The 19,227-nt window shown below is 68.5% G+C and carries 23 protein-coding genes and 7 tRNA genes; 7 read left to right on the top strand and 23 right to left on the bottom strand.

Features of this window, described 5'->3' with window-relative positions; translation table 11 throughout:
* Positions 1-453: 453 nt before the first annotated feature.
* Entirely contained in the window at positions 454-609 is a 156-nt protein-coding gene (locus tag BARAN1_RS06600; RefSeq protein ID WP_174202505.1) for a hypothetical protein, read from the bottom strand.
* Between the two features lie 145 nt (positions 610-754).
* Here BARAN1_RS06600 and BARAN1_RS03420 point away from each other — a divergent pair, with 145 nt between their 5' ends.
* A complete protein-coding gene (locus BARAN1_RS03420; RefSeq protein ID WP_122030906.1) occupies positions 755-2,020 on the top strand; it encodes an NfeD family protein in 1,266 nt (421 codons plus the stop codon).
* Positions 2,021-2,149: 129 nt separating this feature from the next.
* Here the strand turns inward: BARAN1_RS03420 and BARAN1_RS03415 are convergent, their stop codons facing one another.
* The gene (locus BARAN1_RS03415) at positions 2,150-2,536 is read right to left on the bottom strand and encodes a hypothetical protein (protein ID WP_122030905.1); all 387 of its coding nucleotides are present in this window, start codon (positions 2,534-2,536) and stop codon (positions 2,150-2,152) included.
* Between the two features lie 147 nt (positions 2,537-2,683).
* Positions 2,684-3,871: a winged helix-turn-helix domain-containing protein gene (locus BARAN1_RS03410; RefSeq protein ID WP_122030904.1), complete on the bottom strand. Its 1,188-nt coding sequence runs from the start codon at positions 3,869-3,871 to the stop codon at positions 2,684-2,686.
* Between the two features lie 92 nt (positions 3,872-3,963).
* Here BARAN1_RS03410 and BARAN1_RS03405 point away from each other — a divergent pair, with 92 nt between their 5' ends.
* Both BARAN1_RS03405 and BARAN1_RS03400 read left to right on the top strand, forming a co-directional pair.
* Positions 3,964-5,058, top strand: coding sequence for a ribonuclease H-like domain-containing protein (locus BARAN1_RS03405; protein WP_122030903.1), 1,095 nt, complete (start codon positions 3,964-3,966; stop codon positions 5,056-5,058).
* A 79-nt stretch (positions 5,059-5,137) separates the two neighbouring features.
* Positions 5,138-7,321, top strand: a complete 2,184-nt coding sequence (locus BARAN1_RS03400) for a DEAD/DEAH box helicase (RefSeq protein ID WP_122030902.1) — start codon at positions 5,138-5,140, stop codon at positions 7,319-7,321.
* Positions 7,322-7,375: 54 nt separating this feature from the next.
* Here the strand turns inward: BARAN1_RS03400 and BARAN1_RS03395 are convergent, their stop codons facing one another.
* A complete protein-coding gene (locus BARAN1_RS03395; RefSeq protein ID WP_157959431.1) occupies positions 7,376-8,125 on the bottom strand; it encodes a DUF4384 domain-containing protein in 750 nt (249 codons plus the stop codon).
* 204 nt (positions 8,126-8,329) lie between these two features.
* Here BARAN1_RS03395 and BARAN1_RS03390 point away from each other — a divergent pair, with 204 nt between their 5' ends.
* Entirely contained in the window at positions 8,330-9,169 is an 840-nt protein-coding gene (locus tag BARAN1_RS03390; RefSeq protein ID WP_122030900.1) for an SDH family Clp fold serine proteinase, read from the top strand.
* A gap of 236 nt (positions 9,170-9,405) precedes the next feature.
* On the opposite strand, the gene BARAN1_RS03385 is transcribed toward BARAN1_RS03390, so the two are convergent.
* The 10 genes from BARAN1_RS03385 to BARAN1_RS03340 form a co-directional block, all read right to left on the bottom strand.
* A tRNA-Ala gene (locus tag BARAN1_RS03385) sits at positions 9,406-9,482 on the bottom strand.
* A 129-nt stretch (positions 9,483-9,611) separates the two neighbouring features.
* A complete protein-coding gene (locus tag BARAN1_RS03380) occupies positions 9,612-10,112 on the bottom strand; it encodes a hypothetical protein (protein WP_122030899.1) in 501 nt (166 codons plus the stop codon).
* 97 nt (positions 10,113-10,209) lie between these two features.
* Positions 10,210-10,764: a CDP-diacylglycerol--glycerol-3-phosphate 3-phosphatidyltransferase gene (gene pgsA, locus BARAN1_RS03375; protein WP_157959430.1), complete on the bottom strand. Its 555-nt coding sequence runs from the start codon at positions 10,762-10,764 to the stop codon at positions 10,210-10,212.
* A 135-nt stretch (positions 10,765-10,899) separates the two neighbouring features.
* A tRNA-Ala gene (locus tag BARAN1_RS03370) sits at positions 10,900-10,975 on the bottom strand.
* Positions 10,976-10,981: 6 nt separating this feature from the next.
* Positions 10,982-11,055: transfer RNA gene (locus tag BARAN1_RS03365), tRNA-Met, on the bottom strand.
* 48 nt (positions 11,056-11,103) lie between these two features.
* Positions 11,104-11,180, bottom strand: a tRNA-Met gene (locus BARAN1_RS03360).
* Between the two features lie 2 nt (positions 11,181-11,182).
* A tRNA-Leu gene (locus BARAN1_RS03355) sits at positions 11,183-11,266 on the bottom strand.
* Positions 11,267-11,274: 8 nt separating this feature from the next.
* A tRNA-Gly gene (locus BARAN1_RS03350) sits at positions 11,275-11,347 on the bottom strand.
* 41 nt (positions 11,348-11,388) lie between these two features.
* Positions 11,389-11,473, bottom strand: a tRNA-Leu gene (locus BARAN1_RS03345).
* A 32-nt stretch (positions 11,474-11,505) separates the two neighbouring features.
* Positions 11,506-11,925 carry a PPC domain-containing DNA-binding protein gene (locus BARAN1_RS03340; protein WP_157959429.1) on the bottom strand — a complete coding sequence of 140 codons (420 nt, stop codon included), beginning with the start codon at positions 11,923-11,925 and terminating at the stop codon, positions 11,506-11,508.
* A gap of 61 nt (positions 11,926-11,986) precedes the next feature.
* On the opposite strand from BARAN1_RS03340, the gene BARAN1_RS03335 reads away from it, so the two are divergent.
* Both BARAN1_RS03335 and BARAN1_RS03330 read left to right on the top strand, forming a co-directional pair.
* Positions 11,987-12,643, top strand: coding sequence for an endonuclease III domain-containing protein (locus BARAN1_RS03335; RefSeq protein WP_157959428.1), 657 nt, complete (start codon positions 11,987-11,989; stop codon positions 12,641-12,643).
* Positions 12,640-13,185, top strand: a complete 546-nt coding sequence (locus tag BARAN1_RS03330) for an HD domain-containing protein (RefSeq protein WP_122030896.1) — start codon at positions 12,640-12,642, stop codon at positions 13,183-13,185. The genes BARAN1_RS03335 and BARAN1_RS03330 overlap by 4 nt, the downstream gene beginning before the upstream one ends.
* Before the next feature lie 12 nt (positions 13,186-13,197).
* On the opposite strand, the gene BARAN1_RS03325 is transcribed toward BARAN1_RS03330, so the two are convergent.
* The gene (locus tag BARAN1_RS03325; RefSeq protein WP_122030895.1) at positions 13,198-13,845 is read right to left on the bottom strand and encodes an MgtC/SapB family protein; all 648 of its coding nucleotides are present in this window, start codon (positions 13,843-13,845) and stop codon (positions 13,198-13,200) included.
* A 9-nt stretch (positions 13,846-13,854) separates the two neighbouring features.
* On the bottom strand, positions 13,855-15,030 hold the full coding sequence (locus tag BARAN1_RS03320; protein WP_122030894.1) for a glycine C-acetyltransferase: 1,176 nt from the start codon (positions 15,028-15,030) through the stop codon (positions 13,855-13,857).
* Positions 15,031-15,129: 99 nt separating this feature from the next.
* Between BARAN1_RS03320 and BARAN1_RS03315 the strand changes: the two genes are divergently transcribed.
* A complete protein-coding gene (locus BARAN1_RS03315; RefSeq protein ID WP_122030893.1) occupies positions 15,130-16,098 on the top strand; it encodes an NAD-dependent epimerase/dehydratase family protein in 969 nt (322 codons plus the stop codon).
* On the opposite strand, the gene BARAN1_RS03310 is transcribed toward BARAN1_RS03315, so the two are convergent.
* From BARAN1_RS03310 to rpmJ, 7 genes are read right to left on the bottom strand one after another with little or no spacing between them, the layout of a single operon-like run.
* A complete protein-coding gene (locus tag BARAN1_RS03310) occupies positions 16,088-16,474 on the bottom strand; it encodes a RidA family protein (RefSeq protein ID WP_122030892.1) in 387 nt (128 codons plus the stop codon). The two genes, BARAN1_RS03315 and BARAN1_RS03310, sit on opposite strands and share 11 nt — an antisense overlap.
* Complete coding sequence (gene rplQ, locus BARAN1_RS03305; RefSeq protein WP_162297738.1) at positions 16,474-16,791, bottom strand: 50S ribosomal protein L17; 318 nt, start codon at positions 16,789-16,791, stop codon at positions 16,474-16,476. Before rplQ ends, BARAN1_RS03310 begins: the two co-directional genes overlap by 1 nt.
* Before the next feature lie 32 nt (positions 16,792-16,823).
* Positions 16,824-17,759, bottom strand: coding sequence for a DNA-directed RNA polymerase subunit alpha (locus BARAN1_RS03300; protein ID WP_122030890.1), 936 nt, complete (start codon positions 17,757-17,759; stop codon positions 16,824-16,826).
* A gap of 1 nt (position 17,760) precedes the next feature.
* Entirely contained in the window at positions 17,761-18,384 is a 624-nt protein-coding gene (gene rpsD / locus BARAN1_RS03295) for a 30S ribosomal protein S4 (protein ID WP_122030889.1), read from the bottom strand.
* Between the two features lie 12 nt (positions 18,385-18,396).
* The gene (rpsK, locus tag BARAN1_RS03290) at positions 18,397-18,744 is read right to left on the bottom strand and encodes a 30S ribosomal protein S11 (RefSeq protein ID WP_122030888.1); all 348 of its coding nucleotides are present in this window, start codon (positions 18,742-18,744) and stop codon (positions 18,397-18,399) included.
* Positions 18,744-19,109 (bottom strand): 30S ribosomal protein S13, encoded by a 366-nt coding sequence (gene rpsM, locus BARAN1_RS03285; protein ID WP_122030887.1) that lies wholly within the window; start codon positions 19,107-19,109, stop codon positions 18,744-18,746. The genes rpsK and rpsM overlap by 1 nt, the downstream gene beginning before the upstream one ends.
* A 3-nt stretch (positions 19,110-19,112) precedes the next feature.
* The gene (gene rpmJ, locus BARAN1_RS03280) at positions 19,113-19,226 is read right to left on the bottom strand and encodes a 50S ribosomal protein L36 (RefSeq protein WP_122030886.1); all 114 of its coding nucleotides are present in this window, start codon (positions 19,224-19,226) and stop codon (positions 19,113-19,115) included.
* Position 19,227: the final 1 nt, after the last annotated feature.

Raw genomic sequence — 19,227 nt, 5'->3', positions numbered from 1 at the left:
ACCGAACTCGCCGCGTCACGTAAACGAGGGCTTATTCGCGCCCCACGCACCGTGAGCAGAAGAGACGCTGCTCCACCGTTTCGTCCTACCTTCGTCGGGTGAACCGCCGCCGCAGGGCAAGCCCAATCGGGATGAGGACGATCGGCCACAGGAGGAAGAACACCACCCGAAGGGGCGGTGGGTCGCCCCCAAGTCCTCACCGATCCCGCCGCACACCCTACCTATAACCGTATCCGATCGGGGGCGGCGGCCCCTCGTCATCGCTCCCGAGTTCACCACGCCCAGCGGGGGGCACGAGGTCAAGGGATGTCGGTGGGCTCGTTCCCGGGGAGCAAGGGGCAGTACCTATCGCTCCGCAGAGCGCATCCGATAAGGAAAACTCAACCCTGCCGTAGACACCGTCAACTCCACACTCTCCGGCAATCCCAAGGCCGGCTCACCCCTGGGGCAAAGCTAGCGGAGGTGGACCCCCAGGTAGTACGGCCAGACCACGAGGGCGAGGATCGCCTGCCACCACAGGAGCTTCGTGAAGGCGAGGGTGAAGAGCCATCCCGCGAACCAGAACATCCCCGCCCACTCCCCTCTCACCCGAATGTCGCGATGTGACATGTCCCCTCCTTTTCACTCATTGTAGCGATCCGCCCCCGATCGCCAAATTGTGGAGGGAAGCCTCCCCCTCGCTCCCTCCCGGCCTGCCCTTCACCGATCCAGGTGGCCGATCGCGAGGGTTCGGGGTTCGCTACAATCGAGGGTGATGCGCCGATTTCTGCTGGCCGCTGCGGTGTGGATCGTCGCCGTCGTTCCGGCGGGGTGCGAGGTGGTGCGCCTGTCCCTCGACGGGACGATCAACCCGGCCACGAGCTCCTACGTCGTGCGGGGGCTCCGCGAGGCGAGCCAAGCGGGGGCTGAGCTCGTCGTCCTCGTCCTCGACACGCCAGGCGGGCTCGACACGGCGATGAAGGAGATCATGGAGGCAATCCTCTCCTCCCCGGTCCCGGTCGTGGTGTGGGTTGGACCGGCGGGGGCACGGGCCGCCTCCGCGGGCACGTTCATCCTCATCTCCGCCGACGTGGCGGCGATGGCCCCCGGGACGAGCACCGGCGCTGCTCACCCCGTGGCGATCACGGGGGAGACGGCTCCGGAGGACGATCCGACGATTCAGAAGGCGCTGAACGACGCTGTGTCCCGGATCCGGTCTGTGGCCGAGCTGCGGGGGCGCAACGCCGACTGGGCGGAGCGGGCGGTGCGCGAGTCGGCAACCGCCACCGCCACCGAGGCCCTCGATCTCGGGGTGATCGAGCTCATTGCCGATTCGTTCCCTTCCCTCCTCGCGGCGCTCGATGGCTACGCCCTCCCGGATGGGCGCGTGCTGCATACCGCGGGCCTGCCGGTGCGGGAGATCGGGATGACCCTCAAGGAGAAGTTCTTCTCCTACCTCGCGGACCCCAACCTCGTCTACATCCTCCTCCTCCTCGGGCTGTACGGGCTCATCTACGAGTTCTTCACCCCCGGGATCGGGATCGGCCTCGTCGGAGGGGGGATCTCGCTCTTCCTCGCCATCCTTGGCCTCCAGATCCTCCCCATGAGCTTCGTCGGGATCGGGTTGGTCCTGTTCGGGGTTTTGCTCATGGTGCTCGATGCCTTCACCCCCACCAATGGGATCCTCACCGTGGGGGGCGTGGTGAGCCTCCTCATCGGGTCCTTCTCCCTGTTCGAGCTCGAGGGCACGCCGCTACGGCTGTCGTGGGGCACGGTCGCTGCCACGGTGGGGACCCTGACCCTGGTGTTCCTGTTCATCGCCTCGAAGGGGCTCCTGGCCCAGCGGCGGAGGCCGCGGCCGCTCACGACGATGGTCGGCCTGACCGGGATCGCCAAGGACGATCTCGCGCCCGAGGGTTGGGTCCTCGTGAAGGGCGAGCACTGGCGGGCCCGGGCCGAAGGGCACCCGATCCGCAAGGGCGATCGGGTGAGGGTTGTGGATCAGGAACGATCGCGGCTCATCGTGCGCCGGGAGGAGTAGCTTCGCAATAAACCCGGCGGCCGACCGGAGCTCACCCTGTTCTCTATAGAGGGAGAGGGAACCCGGGGAACGAGGGAGTCCGAGGCCCACGGTCCGATTCTTCCTCCCCCCAGCGGTGAGGGTACGGCGTCAGTGGGTATCCTCGGCAAGCCACTCCTTGAGGCGGGACTTGATCTTCTTCTCGATCCTCTCACCGAGCTCGTCCCAGTCTATGTCCTCCTCTGTACCCACCCAGTGAGCGAAGCCGCGCTTGATCCTGTGCTCGATCTCGCGGCCGAAGTCCTCGCTACGGCGCTCACCCCACCACCACGACCGGACCCCCCCCATGCCGATCCCCGTCCAGGCGAGGAAGAGGGTGATCATGAACCACAGCCCACAGATCTGAAGGTAGGAGAGGGGCTTCGTCAGCTCGAGGTGCCCGACGATGATGCTGTTCCAGAGCATCATGATGACCCAGGAAAAGAAAAAGAACGCTGCTACTCCGCCGCTGGTCACGATCCTCCGCAATAACCTCATTCGATCCACCTCCCAAGAGTGCTCGTATCATTCTACCCCGCAGACAGCGTCGCGATCCGGCAAGCCCGTTCAACCTCTCCCGCGAACCACCGCCGCACCGCCACCCGATAGACCAGCCCAAACGGCCGTCGGGCATGAAGCCCGACGCTACCGGCGCCGGGGCCAGGCGATCCGCACCCCGCCAAGGTACTCCAGGAACTGCTCGAGCCCGTCCCGGATCGCAGCGTGCCGCAGGGGAAGCCCATCCGGCTCCATCCAGTACCCGAGGACGTGGAGGGTCTGCGCGGTGGTGTCGTATCTGCCATCGAACCGTCCCACGAACCGGTCCCCTTGGAGCATGGGGAGCACGTAGTAGCCGTAGGTGCGCTGGTCGGGCTTCTTGTACACCTCCCATGCGTAGGAGAACCCCCACACCTTGGCCAGGGCATCCCGGCACCACAGGAGGGGGTCGAGGGGGGCAATCATCCGCACCTGCCCGTCGAGCGGGATCTCCTCCGCTGCGCGCAGGACCAGCTCCGCGTCGGGGCGGGCGTAGAACGGAGTACGCACCCCCGCCACCTCGACCCGCGCCAGTTCCCCCTCGTCCACCATCCGCTGGGGTAGCCCATCCGTGCGGGCCTGCTGGAGCGACATCCACGTCTCGGCGGCCCCACCCGTGGGGAGCAACCCCACCATGTCCACCCGTTTCCGGAGGAGGTAGCGCAGGAACTCTTCCCCGCGCGGGGTGGGGTAGGCAAGGATCGTCGGTGGAACGACCCGTTCCGTGAGATCGAAGTAGCGCCGGTAGTTTGTGCGGTGGGAAACCGAGAGCAGACCCCGGTTCCACAGGACCTCGAGCGCGGCCCCGGCGGCCTGGGTCGTCTTCCAGCCCCGATAGGCTCCCTGCGCGACCGAGAGCTCCTTCAGTTCCACTGTGGAGAGGGGACCTCTCTTTTGCACCGCCTCCAGGACAGCGCCCTTCGCCCCCGGATGATCGTGATCGAGCTGCGCCTCGCGCCGCTTTTCCCACTGCTCCCCGCCCGCTTCCATGAGCGCCCGAAAGTATGGGAACTCGGCGATGGGGATCGCGCATAGCATCTTGTCCCAGTACTCAAACCCCAGCCGCTTGTGGTGCAGGAGGTCGAGGAACATCCCCGGATGCGTCCCCCCGACGCGGGACTGGAGGACGAGGTCGTGGTTGCGGCCCAGGATCGGGAGCGGATCGAGCTGCACCGCCCGGAGGTCCCGGAACGCCTCGCGGATCCCGTCCTCGCCCTCGGGGTAGCGCTTTCCGTGCAGTCCGACGGCGGCGAGCTGATAGAGGCGCGCCTCTTCCCGCGACCAGTTCAGAGCCATGTCCGCAACTCTAGCGTGAGCAGAGGATGCCGCCAAGATGTTCTGGGGGTGCTATTGGCCGCAGCGACGCTCTCCCCCCTATACTCCCCGCGATGTCGAGCCTCAAGGACGCCCTGCGCACTGTGGAGGACCACGCCCGAAAGCTCGCCGCGGCGGTTACGTCCCTCCCGCCTGACTGCAACGAAGCTGAACTCCGCCACAGGGCCTATAATCCCGGCGTGGACGAGAAGCGGTACCTCGCCAGCCTGGCCCGCGCGTTCGGGGGAGCGGGGGTGGCCCCGGCCATCCCCCCGGCCGCGCCGGCCTCCCTCGGAGCGGGCGAGGAGGTGGCGACGGCGTACGGCCCTTGCCTTGCCCTCGTCTCGGCCCACCCGGCGCGTCTCGCGTTCCCCGACCGGTCGCTCTCCACAGAGGCGGTGGCCCAGGCGTTCTCGCTCCTGTTCGGGATCGGGCCGGTGCGAGAGGGAGGGCTGCGGGCAGCGGGCGCCCGCACATTCGCCGACCTCGCTGCCCATCCTCGGTACGGCTCGCAGGCCCGCGGCTGGCTGTCCGCGCTCGCCCGTGGCGACCTCGCCCTCCTCCACGACGGGATCTCGCGGCGGTTCTCACCGTCGCATGACCTCCTCCTGCACCTCCTCGCGTTCGCCGACCGGGAGGACCTTGTGTTCCTCGATATCGAGACCCTGGGGCTCTCCTCGCTCCCGGCGTTCCTCATCGGCATCGGCCGGCTGAGCGGCGGCGGGATCGAGGTCCGTCAGTACCTCGCCCGCACATTGGGGGAGGAGCCGGCGATCCTCTCCGCCCTGCGTGAGGAGCTCCCTCCCCAGCCGATCGTCATCTCCTACAACGGGAAGGCCTACGACTGGAACCACCTCCGCGGCCGGTGTGCCTACCATGGGCTGGGCCCGCTGCCGGAACCGGTGCACCTTGACCTCCTCTTCTTCGCCCGGCGGCGGTGGGGAGGGGAGCTCCGCGACTGCTCGCTGGGCGAGGTGGAGCGGGCCGTGCTCGGGGTCGAGCGGGAGCTCGACGTGCCGGGGGAGCACGTCCCCGCCCTCTACGAGAACTACCTCCGCACGGGATCGGCAGCGACCCTCCGCCCCGTGATCGCCCACAATCGGGAGGATGTCCTCACCCTGACCCGGCTCCTCTCCGTCCTCCTCGATCGGGTGACCCACCCTGGCTGACCTCCTCTCCGCCCTCGCTGCCCAGCCGTGGTACCACGGGCAGGTCGTCTCTTCCTTCGTCGTTCCGCCCCGGCCCGGCGTGTACGCCGCGCCCCCGGAGGGGCTCCCGACGAAGGCCCGCGCCTGGCTGACGAGGGAGGGGATCCAGCTCTATGCCCATCAGGCGGAGGCGATGGAGCGGCTCATGTCCCGTCAGGACGTGGTCGTCGCCACCGGCCCCTCGTCGGGGAAGACGCTCGCGATGGCCCTCCCGATCGTGGCGGCCTTGGCTGAAGATCCGACCGCCACCGCACTCCTCCTCTACCCGATGAAGGCCCTCGCCCAGGACCAGCTCGGGAAGTGGACCGAGCTCGCCCGAGCGCTGGGGGTGGAGGGGCGCGTGGACGTCTACGACGGGGATACCCCGTCCCACCGCCGACCCCGGCTGCGGGCGGAGGGGCAGATCCTCCTCACGAACCCGTACGCCCTCCACCAGTACCTGGAGTGGCACCACCGCTGGGCCCCGTTCTTCGGGGGGGTGCGGTACGTGGTCGTGGACGAGGGCCACTGGTACCGGGGCGTGTTCGGGTCAGGGGTGGCCCTCCTCATGCGGCGCCTGGGGCGGGTTCTCGCCCGCTACGGGGCGGATCCGACCTACGCGGTGGCCTCGGCGACCACGGGCGACCCCTCCCTTCTCGGGGAACGCCTCCTCGGCCGGCCGGTGGCGGTGGTGGACCGAGACGGCTCGCCCCAGGGGGCACGCACGTGGTGGGCGTGGGATCCGGACCTCGATCCCGAGCGATCGCTCTTCCCGCAGGCCGTGGACCTCTGCCGGTTCCTCATCCACCAAGGATCACAGACCCTCGCGTTTCTCCCGTCGCGGCGGATGGCGGAGGCCCTCGCCCAGGCGGTGAAGGAACGGCTGCTGGCTGAACGCGCCACGTCCGACTCGGGATCGGGTAGCGCGGTCGCGTCGTACCGCGCCGGGTACCGTCCCGAGGAGCGGAGGGAGCTGGAGCGGGGGCTGCGGGAGGGGACGCTGCGCCTCGTGGCCGCGACGTGCGCTCTCGAGCTGGGGGTGGACGTGGGCGGGCTGGATGCGGTGGTCCTCGTCGGCTACCCCGGGTCGGTGGCCTCGGTCCGCCAGCAGGCGGGTCGGGCCGGCCGGTCGGGGCGCGACGCCCTCGTGGTCTACCTGCCCCAGGAGAACCCCCTCGACCGCTACTTCCTCCGTCGCCCCGGGGAGCTCGCCGCGGGGAAAGTGGAGATCCCTGTGCTCAACCCGCGCCACAAGGAGCTCGCCGTGCGGCATCTCCTCTGTGCGGCGGCGGAGTTCCCCCTGCGCCGGGACGAGCTCCCCCTCCTCGGGGCGGAGGAGGGGGATGCGACTTCTCTCGAGAAGGCCGGCCTCCTCGCCACCACGCCCAACGGGTGGTCGTACGCCGGCCGGGTCCGCCCGGCGGAAGCGGTGTCCCTGAACGCCCTCACCGCACGACAGGTGCCGATCCTCGTGGAGGGGGAAGTCCTCGAGACGTGGGATGAGCACCGCGCGCGACGCGAGGCGTTCCCCGGCGCGGTGTTCCTCCACCAGGGGGAGGCGTTCCGCGTGTGTTCCCTCGACCTTGAAACGGGGATCGCGGTGGCCGAGCCGTCCACGGACGGGCTTACCACGAAGGCCCTCACCCTGGAGGAGGCGCGGATTCAAGGACCCCCTTCCGGGCCGACGAGCGATCTGGGGCTCGGGACGGTGTCCATCCGCGAGACGATCCCCGCCTACAAGGTCCTTGATCGGGGGCGGGTCGTGGACGTGCGGCCCCTCGACCTCCCACCGGTCGAGTTCACCTCGGAGGGGGTGTGGCTCACGTGGGGCAGGGACAGCCAAACGTCGCGCAGCGGGAGCCAGCACGGGGCCTTGCCCCTTGCGACGCCTTCCCCGGGCGGGCTCCATGGGGCCGAACACGCCCTCGTGGCCCTCGTCCCCCTCATCGCCCTCTGCGAGCCGGGCGATGTGGGCGGGGCCTCCTCCGTTCACCACCCGGATACGGGCCTCCCGACCGTGCTCGTGTACGATGCGTTCCCGGGCGGGATCGGGATCGCCCCTCTCCTCCACGCGCGGGTGCGGGACTGGGTCGGCCGCACCGCGGACCTCCTCGCCTCCTGTCCGTGTCAGGAGGGATGCCCGCGCTGCGTGCTCTCCCCTCGCTGTGGGAGCGGGAATCAGCCGATGGACAAGGGCGCGGCCTGGACCCTCCTCAGGGCATGGATCGCTGCGCACGACGGTTGAAGGAGGGGGGGGAGGGGCTAGGGAGGCCCCTCCCCCAAGGGAGGCTGGCCCTCGCTACGGGCAGTTCCCAAAACAGAGTTGAATCTTGAAGTTCCACTGCCCGTCGGATCCAAGGTACCAACAGTACCCTGGACCGCTCGGGCATTCACCGACGAAGAATTGCCACCCCCCGGATGGGCGCCAGAACCAGCCCACGCCCGGTGCGATGTACCCCATGCCCTGACACGGGGGACACGGTGCGACCCCCCAACAGGGGGGGCACGGCCAGAACCCCGGTGACGTGGCCTGCACGATCTGGAATGTGGTCCAAGCTGTCACACAACACCCGCAGCTCGGCTCGGGCACGAGGCCGAGCACCGCCACCCGGCCCGACTCCGGGTCGGGGCCGAGGAGGGGGTAGGGATCAGCGTAGGTACCCATCGGCATCGCGAGAGGTTGGGTGCATGCCACGAGCTGCACCGTCTCCTGCCCTGTCGGAAGCGTGACCCGGAACTGGTAAGTGGGTTGGTCCGGGAGGACATGGGCCCCCGCCGGGCGGTACGCGTTCGGGGAATACGGGTTCGGGAAGATCAGGCGCACGTTCCCGGTGGGCTCGATGTCGAACAGGTACACGTACGCCGCCTGGGAGATGTAGAAGTGGATCCGGGCCGTCTCCCCCACCGTGTACTGCGAACGCTCCACCCACACGGTGGCGGACAGGCCAGGAACGGGTGTGGGAACCAACCCGAGAGGCGATGGCCCGGATTGGGCCACTCCAACGGCCGAGCACGCCAGGACGAGGACGAGGGTGATCCATGGCTTCATCTCCATCACCTCTACCCGATCTACACCGCCCGCCCGGGGAGGGTTCCCACACCGCACGCGGGCTTGGATCCGGATCGGGGACGGGGATATCATGTTCCGGGTTCCCATGTCGGGGCACAAAGAGCGGCAGGTGGGGTACGGTTGGGGGAAGCGGGCGCTTGCCCTCTGCCTGTCCCGGTCCGGAGCGGGTGAAGGGGGTACAGCATGACCATCCTTGATTTTTTCTGGATCTTCCTCATGCTCTCCGCCCTCCAGCCCGTCCTCAGGCGGCAGATGCTGGAGAGTTCCCGCCAGCGGCTGCTCGCCAAGGTCGAGCACATGCGGGGCTCACGGGTGATCGCCCTCATCCACCGTCAGGAGACCATGAGCTTCTTGGGCTTCCCCGTGTTCCGCTACATCAACATCAACGACTCCGAGGAGGTCATCCGGGCCATCCACATGACGGGCCCCGACGTGCCCGTGGACATCGTGCTCCATACCCCGGGGGGGCTCGTCCTGGCGGCGTTGCAGATCGCCCGGGCCCTCAGGCGCCATCCCGCCAAGGTGACCGTGTTCGTGCCCCACTACGCCATGTCCGGCGGGACCCTGATCGCCCTGGCCGCGGACGAGATCGTGATGTGCGAGCACGCGGTGCTGGGGCCGGTGGACCCCCAGCTCGGCGAGTACCCGGCAGCCTCGGTGCTGAAGATCGTCAAGGAGAAGCCGGTGGAGAGGATCGACGATCGCACGTTGATCCTGGCCGACACGGCGGAGAAGGCGATCCGCCAAGTGCAAGCCGCGGTGAAGGAGATCCTGGCCGGGCGGTACCCGGACGACACGTGCGAGGAGCTGGCGAAGGTGTTGACCGAGGGTCGCTGGACCCACGACTACCCCATCACCTACGAGGAGGCGAAGAGGCTGGGGCTGCCCGTATCGGCGGAGATGCCAAACGAGGTACTGAAGCTGATGCAGCTCTATCCGCAGCCGGTGCACCAAGCCCGCACGGTGGAGTACCTCCCCTTCCCCCGCCATCGGGGCCCGGTGGCGCCCCGCGAAGAAGGGTGAAAAGAGCGAAGAGGCCCCGCGAACGGGGCCCCTCGGACAACTCGGAGGATGGGAGGGAAGCGGGCTAGGCATCCTACCCACGCCCGCATGCTCCTCCCGCCCGATAGAGGGACCGCGAACTTCCCATGGAGGTCCAGTGGATCGCCCTATCCCCCGGTCTGTACGCGCGTTGCGGCTAGGGGCTCCTCAGGCGACGGGCACGAACACGGGTGAGGGGGCACGCCGGCCCGAAGGCCTGGTGGAGGCGAGCGGGATCGAACCGCCGACCCCCGGCTTGCAAAGCCGGTGCTCTCCCAAACTGAGCTACGCCCCCGGACTAACGGCTAGACGGTTCGGGGAAGTCCGCCCAGGACGCTTTTTTATACCGACGGGGCGCGCAGCCGTCAAGGAGGGCTTCGCCCCGGTTCTCCCCGGGCAGGGGCGCCGTGGCCCCAAGACGGGGTCAGTACAGCCAGCCGTGGTCGAGCCCGATCCGGGTGAGGGCCTTCACCCGTTCCTCCAGGAGCGGACAACGTGGGCTCGGTGCGATCACGCCCAGCCCCGCCGCCACCGCCCCCAGGGCGATGATGACGTCGCCAGCCTCGTAGCCCTGAATCCCCAGCCAGTACCCTCCCCCCACGAACGTCAGCCCGCCGAGGATGAGACCGTACCGCGCCGAGCGGCACGAGGTGAGCTCCCGCTGCGCGCTCCTCATCGCCGCACGCCATTCCCCTTCCGCCAGCCGCGGGCTCACCACCGGATCCACGCTGAACTCGACACGCGCCACATCCCCCAGCGGGAATCGGACCTGGAGACCGCCCGTCGCGCACCACGCCACGGAATCCGCGGTTACCCCGCACAGCTCCCCCCCCACCTTCTGGCCGCTCTTGAGGTACAGCGTATCAGCACACGCCGTGGCTCCCACCAGGAGAACGAGACCCCACACCAACCACCGTCGTGTCATTGGATGACCTCCCTGGGTATCCCCCAACAGTTTATAGGAGGCCGTTGCGCACAAAAGGAGGTCGCAAGACCTCCGACCATGCCCCCTCTGTCCCCGCTCAGTGTGGCACGGACATCCCGCGGAACACCTGCCGAGCCCGCCAGAAGTACTCCGCCCCAGAGATGACGGCCAGCGCTACGGCGAGGTACAGGAACGCATCCTTCAGCCCGTGCCCCCACGGCCCGAGGCCGAAGTAGCGGGTGGAGAGGATGAACAGGACGAGGCCAATGTGAGACAGGGTCTTCAGTTTGGCGAGGATGCTTGCCCGGATCGTTATCCCCTCCCCAATGGCGAGGATGCGCAGTCCGGTGACGAGGAATTCCCGGGCCAGGATCGCCACGACAGGGGGAGCGGTGAGTTCCCCGAGCTCGACGAAGGAAACGAAGGCCGCGGTCACCAAAAGCTTGTCCGCGATCGGGTCCGCGAACACCCCAAACCGCGTCTCCTGGTGCAACGCCCGCGCCAGGTACCCATCCACGGCATCGGAGATGGCGGCGAGGGCGAAGATGGCCAGGGCGAGGATCTTGAAGATCGTCCCTTCCGCATAGAGGAAGAACATGAACAACGGCGTGGCGAGGATCCGGGCGAGGGTGATCTGGTTCGGAATCGTCACAATGGGCAACGTAGCCCGTTCATCCGCGGTTGTCAATCCCCAAATTGTCCGACTGAGCATCAGACGTACCAAGGGAAGCGGGGGGCCGGCGAGCGGCGCCACGACAAGCCAGTCTTCGGGCCGAAGATGGAGGCTTGGTGGAGATGAGCGGAGTCGAACCGCCGACCTCCGCGTTGCGAACGCGGCGCTCTCCCAACTGAGCTACATCCCCCCGAACTGGCGGCGCAGGGAGTCGAACCCTGAACCTCGCGGTTATGGGCCGCGCGCTCTTGCCGGTTGAGCTACACCGCCGACACCCTCGCCCCACGTCCATTCACGGTGGGGCTTCCTGCCACAGTCTGGTTGCGGGGGCTGGACTTGAACCAGCAACCTCCGGGTTATGAGCCCGGCGAGCTGCCTAATTGCTCCACCCCGCTTCTGCCGAGGGCGGGATTTGAACCCGCACGAGCTTTCGCTCTGGGGATTTTAAGTCCCCTGCGTCTGCCAGTTTCGCCACCCCGGCGCGATCTGAGCGGGAAACGGGGGTCGAACCCGCGCCCTCCACCTTGGCAAGGTGGCGCTCTACCAACTGAGCTATTCCCGCCTGACCCTGGGATTATACGGGCGAATGCTCTTGAGGCCAGGTGGTGCGAAGGGCGGGACTCGAACCCGCACGCCTTGCGGCACTGGCTCCTAAGGCCAGCGCGTCTGCCGATTCCGCCACCTTCGCTAACCCGGTTGTAGCCCCGCCCCGGAAGCCCGTCAACCCGCAGCGGCCTCGGGGTACAGGCCGAGGAGCCCGGTGGGGTCCCGCCGTCGGCGCATCCTCACCCCCGGCAGCCGAAGGAGGATGATCTCCGCCGTGTTGTGCACCGTCGCCGCGAGGAGGTGCCCGCCGATCGCCCGCCCGCCCCGCAGCCCCACGGTGGCGTGGGCATGGAGCACGGGCTTCCCCCCCTCATCCCCGAGGTTCCCCTGGAGTGAGAGGAGCTCTGCCGGCTCCGCGATTCGCTCCTCAACGTACTTCTCCCCGTCCCAGTACCCGAGCGCAAGGTCCCGCACCATCCCGACCCCCGCGACCAAGCCCGCGGCCGTGAGGCCGAGGCCGAGCAAGGCATCGGGAAGCCGTTCCCCGTCCTGACACCGCACGACGACCGTCGTCTCCGTATCTACGCGAAGCATGGCCCTCCTTCGGTCCGCCCGATGTTGCCCTCTCGCCCGGGCGCCCCTATCCTTCCCGATCATGGACCGCGCAGCCCACATGGTCGAGGTGGCGGACCGGCTTCGTCGCCGGTTCGGACCTGTGGACCATGGCGACCCTGAGCCCCCCCTCGATCTCCTCGTGCGGACCATTCTTTCCCAGAACACGTCCGACCGCAACCGCGACCGCGCCTACGCCGAGCTCCGCTGCCGGTTCCCAACCTGGGAAGATGTTCTCGCCGCCCCCCCGCGCGAGGTCGCCGGGGCGATCCAGGGCGCTGGCCTCCACCACCAGCGGGCGAAGCGCCTCCACGCCGTCCTCGCTCGGCTCCGCGACGAGCGGGGGACCCTCACCCTCGACTTCCTCGCCCAGCTCCCGGACGAGGAGGCTGTCCAGTGGCTCCTCTCCCTCCCCGGGGTGGGGAAGAAGACGGCGTACGTGGTCCTCCTGTTCGGGTTCGGCCGTCCGTTCTTCCCGGTGGACACCCACATCTCCCGCGTCACGAAGCGACTGGGGCTCACGGACGAAACGGGCGACCCCCATGACGCCCTTGCCCCCCTCGTCCCGCCGGGGCAGGAGCGCGAGCTCCACCTCCACCTGATCCGCCTTGGCCGGGAGGTCTGCCGGCCGCGGCAGCCCCGCTGTCCGGCGTGCCCCCTGCGCGACGTGTGCCCGTATGGGCAAAAGGAGACGCGATGACCCGAGAGGAAGCGTTGGCCCTCGTCCAAGAAAGCGTGAAAACGAAGAACCTCGTCAAGCACATGCTCGCCGTGGAAGCGGCGATGCGGGCGCTGGCGCCCCGGTTCGGCGGCGACCCCGACCGGTGGGGGCTGGCGGGGCTCCTCCACGATCTGGACTACGAGGAGACGAAGGACGATCCCCAGCGCCACGGGGAGATCACCGTGCGCCGGCTGCGGGAGAAGGGGGTTGACGATCCCGAGCTCCTGGACGCGATCCTCGCCCACGCCGGGCGCAAGGAGCCCGTCACCCCGTTCGAACACGCCCTCGCCGCAGTGGACCCCCTCACCGGCCTCATCGTCGCCGCCGCCCTCGTCCACCCCGGACGGCTGGCCGGCCTCACCGCCCAGAACGTGGTCCACCGCTACCGCGAGAAGGGGTTCGCCCGGTCGGCATCGCGGGAGGGGATCGCACGGTGCACGCAGCTTGGGCTCACCCTCGACGAGTTCGCCACCCTCGTCCTCACGGCAATGCAGGGGATCCAGAGCGAACTCGGCCTGTGAAACGGCCCCGGCTCACTGCCAACTGACGCGGGACACGCCGGGGAGGGCAAGGAGCTCCTCCGAAAGCTGGGCTGACCGGACCTCGCCGCGGCTCCGGACGTAGAACGTGAGCGAGGCGAAGTCCTTCGACCGGTCGAGGCGGACATCGAGGGCGAGGACCCGTTGCCGCGCTCCGGAGAACACCCCGCGGCACAGCTCATCGAGGCGCTGCACCTCCGTGCCCTGAGCGTGGACGGTCACGGTGTGGTAGGAGTGGGCGGGGACGAGGCGCTCCACCCGGTTCAGCCCCAACAGGACGAGCAGCGTCAGGGCGGCGCTCCCCGCCGCGAGGATGTACAGGCCCTGGCCGGCAGCGGCCCCCAGCACGGCGACGAGCCAGATGCAGGCCGCCGTGGTCACCCCCCGCACGATGTCCCGTGTCCGGACGATCGCCCCCGCCCCGAGGAACCCTACCCCGGTGACGATCCCGGCCAGGGCGCGGCCGGGGCCATCCGGGTGGCCGAGCTCCCCGGCGAGGACCATCACCAGCGCCGCCCCGGCGCAGACGAGGATGTGCGTCCGCAGGCCGGCCGCGCGCCCCCGCAGCTCACGTTCGAGCCCAATCGCCGCCCCCACCAGCGCGGCGAACAGGATCCGGGCGAACAGTTCCAGGGCCTCCACGCGCGCTCCCTAGATCACAGCTAACTCACGGCCCACGCGGGCGAACGCGTCCACCGCGAAGTCGAGGTCCTCCTTCGTGTGCACGGCGGACACCATCACCCGCAGCCGGGCCTTCCCCTTGGGCACGGTGGGGAAGACGATCGCCTGGGCGAACACCTCCCGCGCGAACAGCCGCCGCGAGAACTCCCACGCCGTCGTTGCCTCGCCGAGCATGACCGGGGTGATCGGGGTCTCGGAGTGGCCGATGTCGAACCCGAGATCAGCGAGCCGCCCCTTCAGGTAGCGGCCGTTGTCCCACAGCATCCGCACCGGCTCGTCGCTCTTCTCGAGGATCTCCACGGCGGTGGTGCAGGCCGCCACGTCGGCTGGGGTGGCCGCGCTCGAGAACAAGAACGGCCGCGCCCGCTGGCGCAGGTATTCCACGATCTCCCGCCGGCCCGCCAGGTACCCCCCCATGACGCCGAACGCCTTGGAGAGCGTGCCCATCTCGATGTCCACCCTCCCCTGCACGCCAAAGTGGTCGGCGATCCCCCGTCCGTGGGAGCCGAGCACGCCCTCCCCGTGCGCATCGTCCACCATCACCAGGGCATCGAACTCCTCGGCGACGGCCACGATCTCGCGAAGGGGGGCCAAGTCCCCATCCATGGAGAACACGCCGTCGGTGACGATGAGCTTCCGCGAAGCGGCTTTATGTTCAGCGAGGGCCCTGCGCAGCGCCCCCACGTCGCGGTGGGGGTAGATGACGCGCTCCGCCTTCGTCAGCCGACAGCCATCGATGATCGAGGCGTGGTTGAGCTCGTCGGTGAACAGGACGTGCCCCGCCCCCATCAGGGTCGGGATCGCGGACAGGTTCGCGCAGAACCCGGACTGAAGTGAGATCGCGTCCTCGGTTCCCTTGAACGCGGCGAGCTTGCGCTCGAACTCGACGTGGAGGGTCATCGTGCCGGCGATGGAGCGCACCGCGGCCGGACCGACCCCGTACCGCGCGACCGCCTGCCGCGCCGCCTCCACCAGCCGGGGGTCGTTCGCGAACCCGAGGTAGTTGTTTGAACACATGTTCAAAACACGCTTCCCGTCCACAACAGTCCACGCCCCGACCGCGCTCTCAATTGTGCGAATCGTGTTGTAGAGGCCCTGTGCCTTGAGATCGGCGAGTTCAGCGGTGATGAAATCGTACTTCCCCATGCTCCCTCCTCGGCGGCAGCTTACCCAGCCCGCCTCGCCCAAGCAACCGTGGGCGGGTAGAATGCCCATCTGAACACTTTCACACCACAGGGAGGACAGATGCGCATTCTCGTCACAGGGGCCACCGGGCAGATCGGATCAGAGCTCACCCTCGTGCTGCGCGAGCGGTACGGAGGAGATGCGGTGATTGCGGCGGGCCATCGCAAGCCAGCCTCCGCGGCGCTCGCCTCCTCCGGGCCATTCGTGTCCCTCGATGTCGCGAACCGAGATGCGCTGGCCCGGGTGATCCGGGAGCACGGGATTGAAACGGTGTACCACCTCGCCGCCGTTCTCTCCGCGACCGGCGAGCAGCACCCCCAGCGGGCGTGGGACGTCAACGTCAATGGGCTGTACAACCTGCTTGAGCTCGCCCGCGAGAGCGGGATCCGTCAGATCTTCTACCCCAGTTCGATCGCTGTGTTCGGGCCCCGTACCCCCCGCGACCGCACCCCCCAGGACACGGTCCTCTCCCCGACGACGATGTACGGGGTGACGAAGGTCACGGGCGAGCTCCTCTGCGACTACTATGCCCACCGGTTCGGGCTCGACATCCGCGGGCTCCGCTACCCGGGGATCATCTCCAGCGAAACCCCGCCGGGGGGGGGAACGACGGACTACGCGGTGGAGATGTTCTACCCCGCGGTGGAGGGGAAGCCGTACACATGCTTCGTGCGCGAGGACACGATGCTCCCGATGATGTTCATGCCCGATTGCTTGCAGGCGGCGCTGGACCTCATGGAGGCGCCGGGGGCGAAGCTGCGCTACCGCACCTACAACATCAGCGCGATGAGCTTCACCGCCGGAGAGCTCGCCGCGGAGATCCGGAAGCACGTCCCCGGGTTCAGGGTCGAGTATGTGCCGGACTTCCGCCAGGCGATCGCTGACTCGTGGCCCCGCTCGATCGATGACTCGGCCGCGCGAACCGACTGGGGCTGGAAGCCGCGCTACGGTCTTCCCGAGATGGTGGTGGAGATGCTGGCCGCGCTCTCCCGTCGCCGTGCGGCGGGGTGTCTCTACCCTACAGGCTAGGCCCGAGGTAGGCGATCGCCTCGATCTCGATCCGGCTCCCTTTGGGGAGGCGGCTCACGCCAACGCAGACGCGCGCCGGGGGATCGCGATCGAAGAACGCCGCATAGGCCTCGTTGACCGCGGGAAAATCGTCCATGTTGGCGAGGTAGATCGTCACCTTGACGAGGTCGCGCAGCGACCCCCCTGCCGCCTGGACGACCTGGGCGATGTTCCGCAGGCAAACTTTGGTCTGATCCCCGATCGGCCCCGCCGCGAGCTCACCCGTGGGGAGGAGAGGGAGTTGGCCGGAGATGAACAGGAATGGCCCCCCCTGTACGCCGGGCGAGTAGGGGCCGACGACCGTCGCTGCCGGGGGGACCACCGGTCGGCCGGGCACTAGGTCCAGGTGAGGCGGGCCACCTCCGCCCCGTCTCCCCGCCGCGGTCCGAGCTTGAGGACACGGGTGTACCCGCCCTCGCGGTCGCGGTACTGCGGCCCGAGTTCGGAGAACAGCTTCTCCGTAGCTTCCTTGCTCTGGAGGATGGCGAACGCCCGCCGCTGCGCGGCCTGCTCGCCTGTTCGGGCCCACGTCACGAGCCGCTCCGCCAGAGCTTGGGTCGCCTTGGCCCGGGCGAGGGTGGTGTCCACCTTGCCGTACAGGATCAGGTCCCTCGCCTGTCCGGACACCACGGCCCGTCTGCGGTCGCTCCTCATGCTGAGCTTGGGTACGTTACAGCGATGGCGCATCAGTCCTCCTTCTCCGAACGCAGCGCGTAGCCGAGCTCGCTGAGGCGCTCCTCGAGCCGGGCGAGGGTCTTCTCGCCGAACCCGTGGATATCGGAGACCTCCTCGCGGGTCCGCGCCAACAGGTCATGGAGGGTGATCACGCCCTCCTCCCGCAGCAGGTTGCAGGCCCGGACCTCAAACCCCAACTCAAGCAGGGGCTGGAGGAGCTCCTCCGAGACCTCGGACTCCGCCTCCCGCCCCCCCCGCTCCGCCCGCACGCCCTCGAGGAGGGCCAGGTGCTCGCGCAGCACGGCCACGGCCTGGCCCACCGCCTCGGCAGGTGTGATCGCCCCGTTCGTCCACACATCGAGGATCAGACGCTCGTAGCCGGATCGCCCACCGACGCGCGTCGCCTCCACCGTGAAGTTGACCCGCTCGATCGGGGAGAAGTCGGCGTCCACCGGGATGAGGGAGAGCGGCGCATCGTCCCGCTTGTTCTCCTCAGCGGAGCGGAACCCACGCCCGACCTCGACCTCCATCTCCAGCTCGAGCTTCCCCTTCTTGTCGAGGGTGGCGATGGGGTACGCGGGGTTGGCGATCTCGACCCCCGTCGGGGTCTCGATATCGCCTGCCCGAACCTCCCCCGGGCCGGTGGCGTTCAGGTACAGGCGGTGCAAGGCCTCGTCCTGGCACCGGATCGCGAGGCCCTTCAGGTTGAGGATGATGTGGAGCACGTCCTCGCGCACGCCCGCGATCGTGTCGTACTCGTGGAAGTGGCCGGGGAAGAGCACCCGCACCACGGCTGCTCCGGGGATCGCCGACAGAAGTGCCCTCCGCAGCGCGTTGCCCAACGTCGTAGCGTAGCCCCGCTCCAGCGGCGCCACGACCAGCCGCCCATAGCACGGATCGTCCGACTCAGCCCACGTTGCCGTATCTGGGTAGACAAAGGAAGCCATCTTACCTCGAGTAGAACTCCACGATCAGGTTCATGTTGACCGATTGCTCGATCTCCTCCACAGTAGGCTCGGCATTCACCTGGATCCGCAGCCCCTCGAGATCGCGCGTCATCCAGGTCGGGACCGGCCGGCGCTCGGCCGCTTCCTTGATCTGGGGCCGCAGCTTGTCGCGGGATTGGGGACGTACTTCCACGATGTCCCCCTCGCCGAGGAGGCGAGAGGCGATGTCCGCCCGCCGCCCGTTCACGAGGATGTGCCCATGGCCGATGAGCTGACGCGCCTGGTTCCGGGAGTGGGCGAAGCCAGCGCGGTACACCACGTTGTCCAGCCGCTTCTCGAGCGACATCAGGATCGCCTCGCCCGTGACGCCCTTCCACTGCTTCCCCGCCTCCACGTACCGGCGGAACTGGGCCTCGCGAACGCCGTAGATCCGCTTGAGCTTCTGCTTCTCACGGATGCGAATCGCGTAGGGCGTCGCCCGTCGCCGGAAGCGAGTGTGCTGGCCCGGAACCTGGGGCCGCTTCGAGATCGGGCACTGCGCCGAATAGCAGCGATCCCCACGCAGGAAGAGCTTTACGCCCTCCCGCCGACACAGCCTGCACTTCGGACCCGTGTACCTGCCCATCCTCGCCGCCTCCTAGCTGTGACTGACCGGGGTCACGTTCCGCACTTCCTCGACCTGGATCCCGAGCGAGCGCAGCGTTTGCACCACGGCCTGGCGGCCCGAGCCCGTGCCATCCACGGTCACGATCACGGACCGCACACCATACTCCTTCAGATCCCGCACCACGGCCTGGGTCGCCAGCTGCGCGGCGTACGGCGTGCCCTTACGCGATCCGGTGAACCCGGCCGTCCCCCCCGACTGCCACCCGACGGCGTTGCCGGTGAGGTCGGTCACGGTGATGATCGTGTTGTTGAACGTGGAGTGGACGTGCACCCGCGCCCGGTCGAGGCGGATCGTCTTCTTCTTCCGTGCCTGAGCCATTACTTCCTCTTTCCGGCCTTAGCCGGCCGGGGCCCTTTCCAGGTACGGGCATTGGTCCGCGTCTTCTGACCCCGCACGGGGAGCCCCACCTTGTGCCGCAGTCCACGGTAGCACCCGATGTCCGTCAGGCGCTGGATGTTCGCGCGTACCTGGCGCCGGAGGTCACCCTCGACCAGGTAGGACTCCACCTCGCGCCGCAGCGCAGTCACATCCTGCTCTGTTAGGTCCATGACCTTCGTGTTCGGGGCCACGCCGGTCCGCTCGAGGATCTCCCGCGCCCGCGACGGCCCGATCCCGTAGATGTAGGTCAACGCGACTGCGATCTGCTTCTTCGCCGGAAGGTTGATGCCCGCGATGCGTGCCATGGCCTACCCCTGTCGCTGCTTGTGCTTGGGGTTGCGGCATACGACCCACAACCGTCCCTCGCGACGGATGACCCGGCACTGCTCGCACATCTTCTTCACTGAACTCCGGACCTTCACC

The organism is Candidatus Bipolaricaulis anaerobius (assembly GCF_900465355.1).
GTDB lineage: Bacteria > Bipolaricaulota > Bipolaricaulia > Bipolaricaulales > Bipolaricaulaceae > Bipolaricaulis > Bipolaricaulis anaerobius.
Note: the sequence above shows the minus strand (reverse complement) of the source record. Positions and strands in the feature narration are given on the sequence as shown.

Coding starts and splice junctions, on each gene's coding strand:
- BARAN1_RS03335 (WP_157959428.1), top strand. CDS start 11,987: ATGGACCGCGCAGCCCACATGGTCGAGGTGGCGGACCGGCTTCGTCGC.
- BARAN1_RS03330 (WP_122030896.1), top strand. CDS start 12,640: ATGACCCGAGAGGAAGCGTTGGCCCTCGTCCAAGAAAGCGTGAAAACG.
- BARAN1_RS03415 (WP_122030905.1), bottom strand. CDS start 2,536: ATGAGGTTATTGCGGAGGATCGTGACCAGCGGCGGAGTAGCAGCGTTC.
- BARAN1_RS03380 (WP_122030899.1), bottom strand. CDS start 10,112: ATGACACGACGGTGGTTGGTGTGGGGTCTCGTTCTCCTGGTGGGAGCC.
- rpsK (WP_122030888.1), bottom strand. CDS start 18,744: ATGGCTCAGGCACGGAAGAAGAAGACGATCCGCCTCGACCGGGCGCGG.
- BARAN1_RS03405 (WP_122030903.1), top strand. CDS start 3,964: ATGTCGAGCCTCAAGGACGCCCTGCGCACTGTGGAGGACCACGCCCGA.
- BARAN1_RS03390 (WP_122030900.1), top strand. CDS start 8,330: ATGACCATCCTTGATTTTTTCTGGATCTTCCTCATGCTCTCCGCCCTC.
- BARAN1_RS03315 (WP_122030893.1), top strand. CDS start 15,130: ATGCGCATTCTCGTCACAGGGGCCACCGGGCAGATCGGATCAGAGCTC.
- rpsM (WP_122030887.1), bottom strand. CDS start 19,109: ATGGCACGCATCGCGGGCATCAACCTTCCGGCGAAGAAGCAGATCGCA.
- rpsD (WP_122030889.1), bottom strand. CDS start 18,384: ATGGGCAGGTACACGGGTCCGAAGTGCAGGCTGTGTCGGCGGGAGGGC.
- BARAN1_RS03395 (WP_157959431.1), bottom strand. CDS start 8,125: ATGAAGCCATGGATCACCCTCGTCCTCGTCCTGGCGTGCTCGGCCGTT.
- BARAN1_RS03300 (WP_122030890.1), bottom strand. CDS start 17,759: ATGGCTTCCTTTGTCTACCCAGATACGGCAACGTGGGCTGAGTCGGAC.
- rplQ (WP_162297738.1), bottom strand. CDS start 16,791: ATGAGGAGCGACCGCAGACGGGCCGTGGTGTCCGGACAGGCGAGGGAC.
- BARAN1_RS03340 (WP_157959429.1), bottom strand. CDS start 11,925: ATGCTTCGCGTAGATACGGAGACGACGGTCGTCGTGCGGTGTCAGGAC.
- BARAN1_RS03410 (WP_122030904.1), bottom strand. CDS start 3,871: ATGGCTCTGAACTGGTCGCGGGAAGAGGCGCGCCTCTATCAGCTCGCC.
- BARAN1_RS03420 (WP_122030906.1), top strand. CDS start 755: ATGCGCCGATTTCTGCTGGCCGCTGCGGTGTGGATCGTCGCCGTCGTT.
- BARAN1_RS03320 (WP_122030894.1), bottom strand. CDS start 15,030: ATGGGGAAGTACGATTTCATCACCGCTGAACTCGCCGATCTCAAGGCA.
- BARAN1_RS06600 (WP_174202505.1), bottom strand. CDS start 609: ATGTCACATCGCGACATTCGGGTGAGAGGGGAGTGGGCGGGGATGTTC.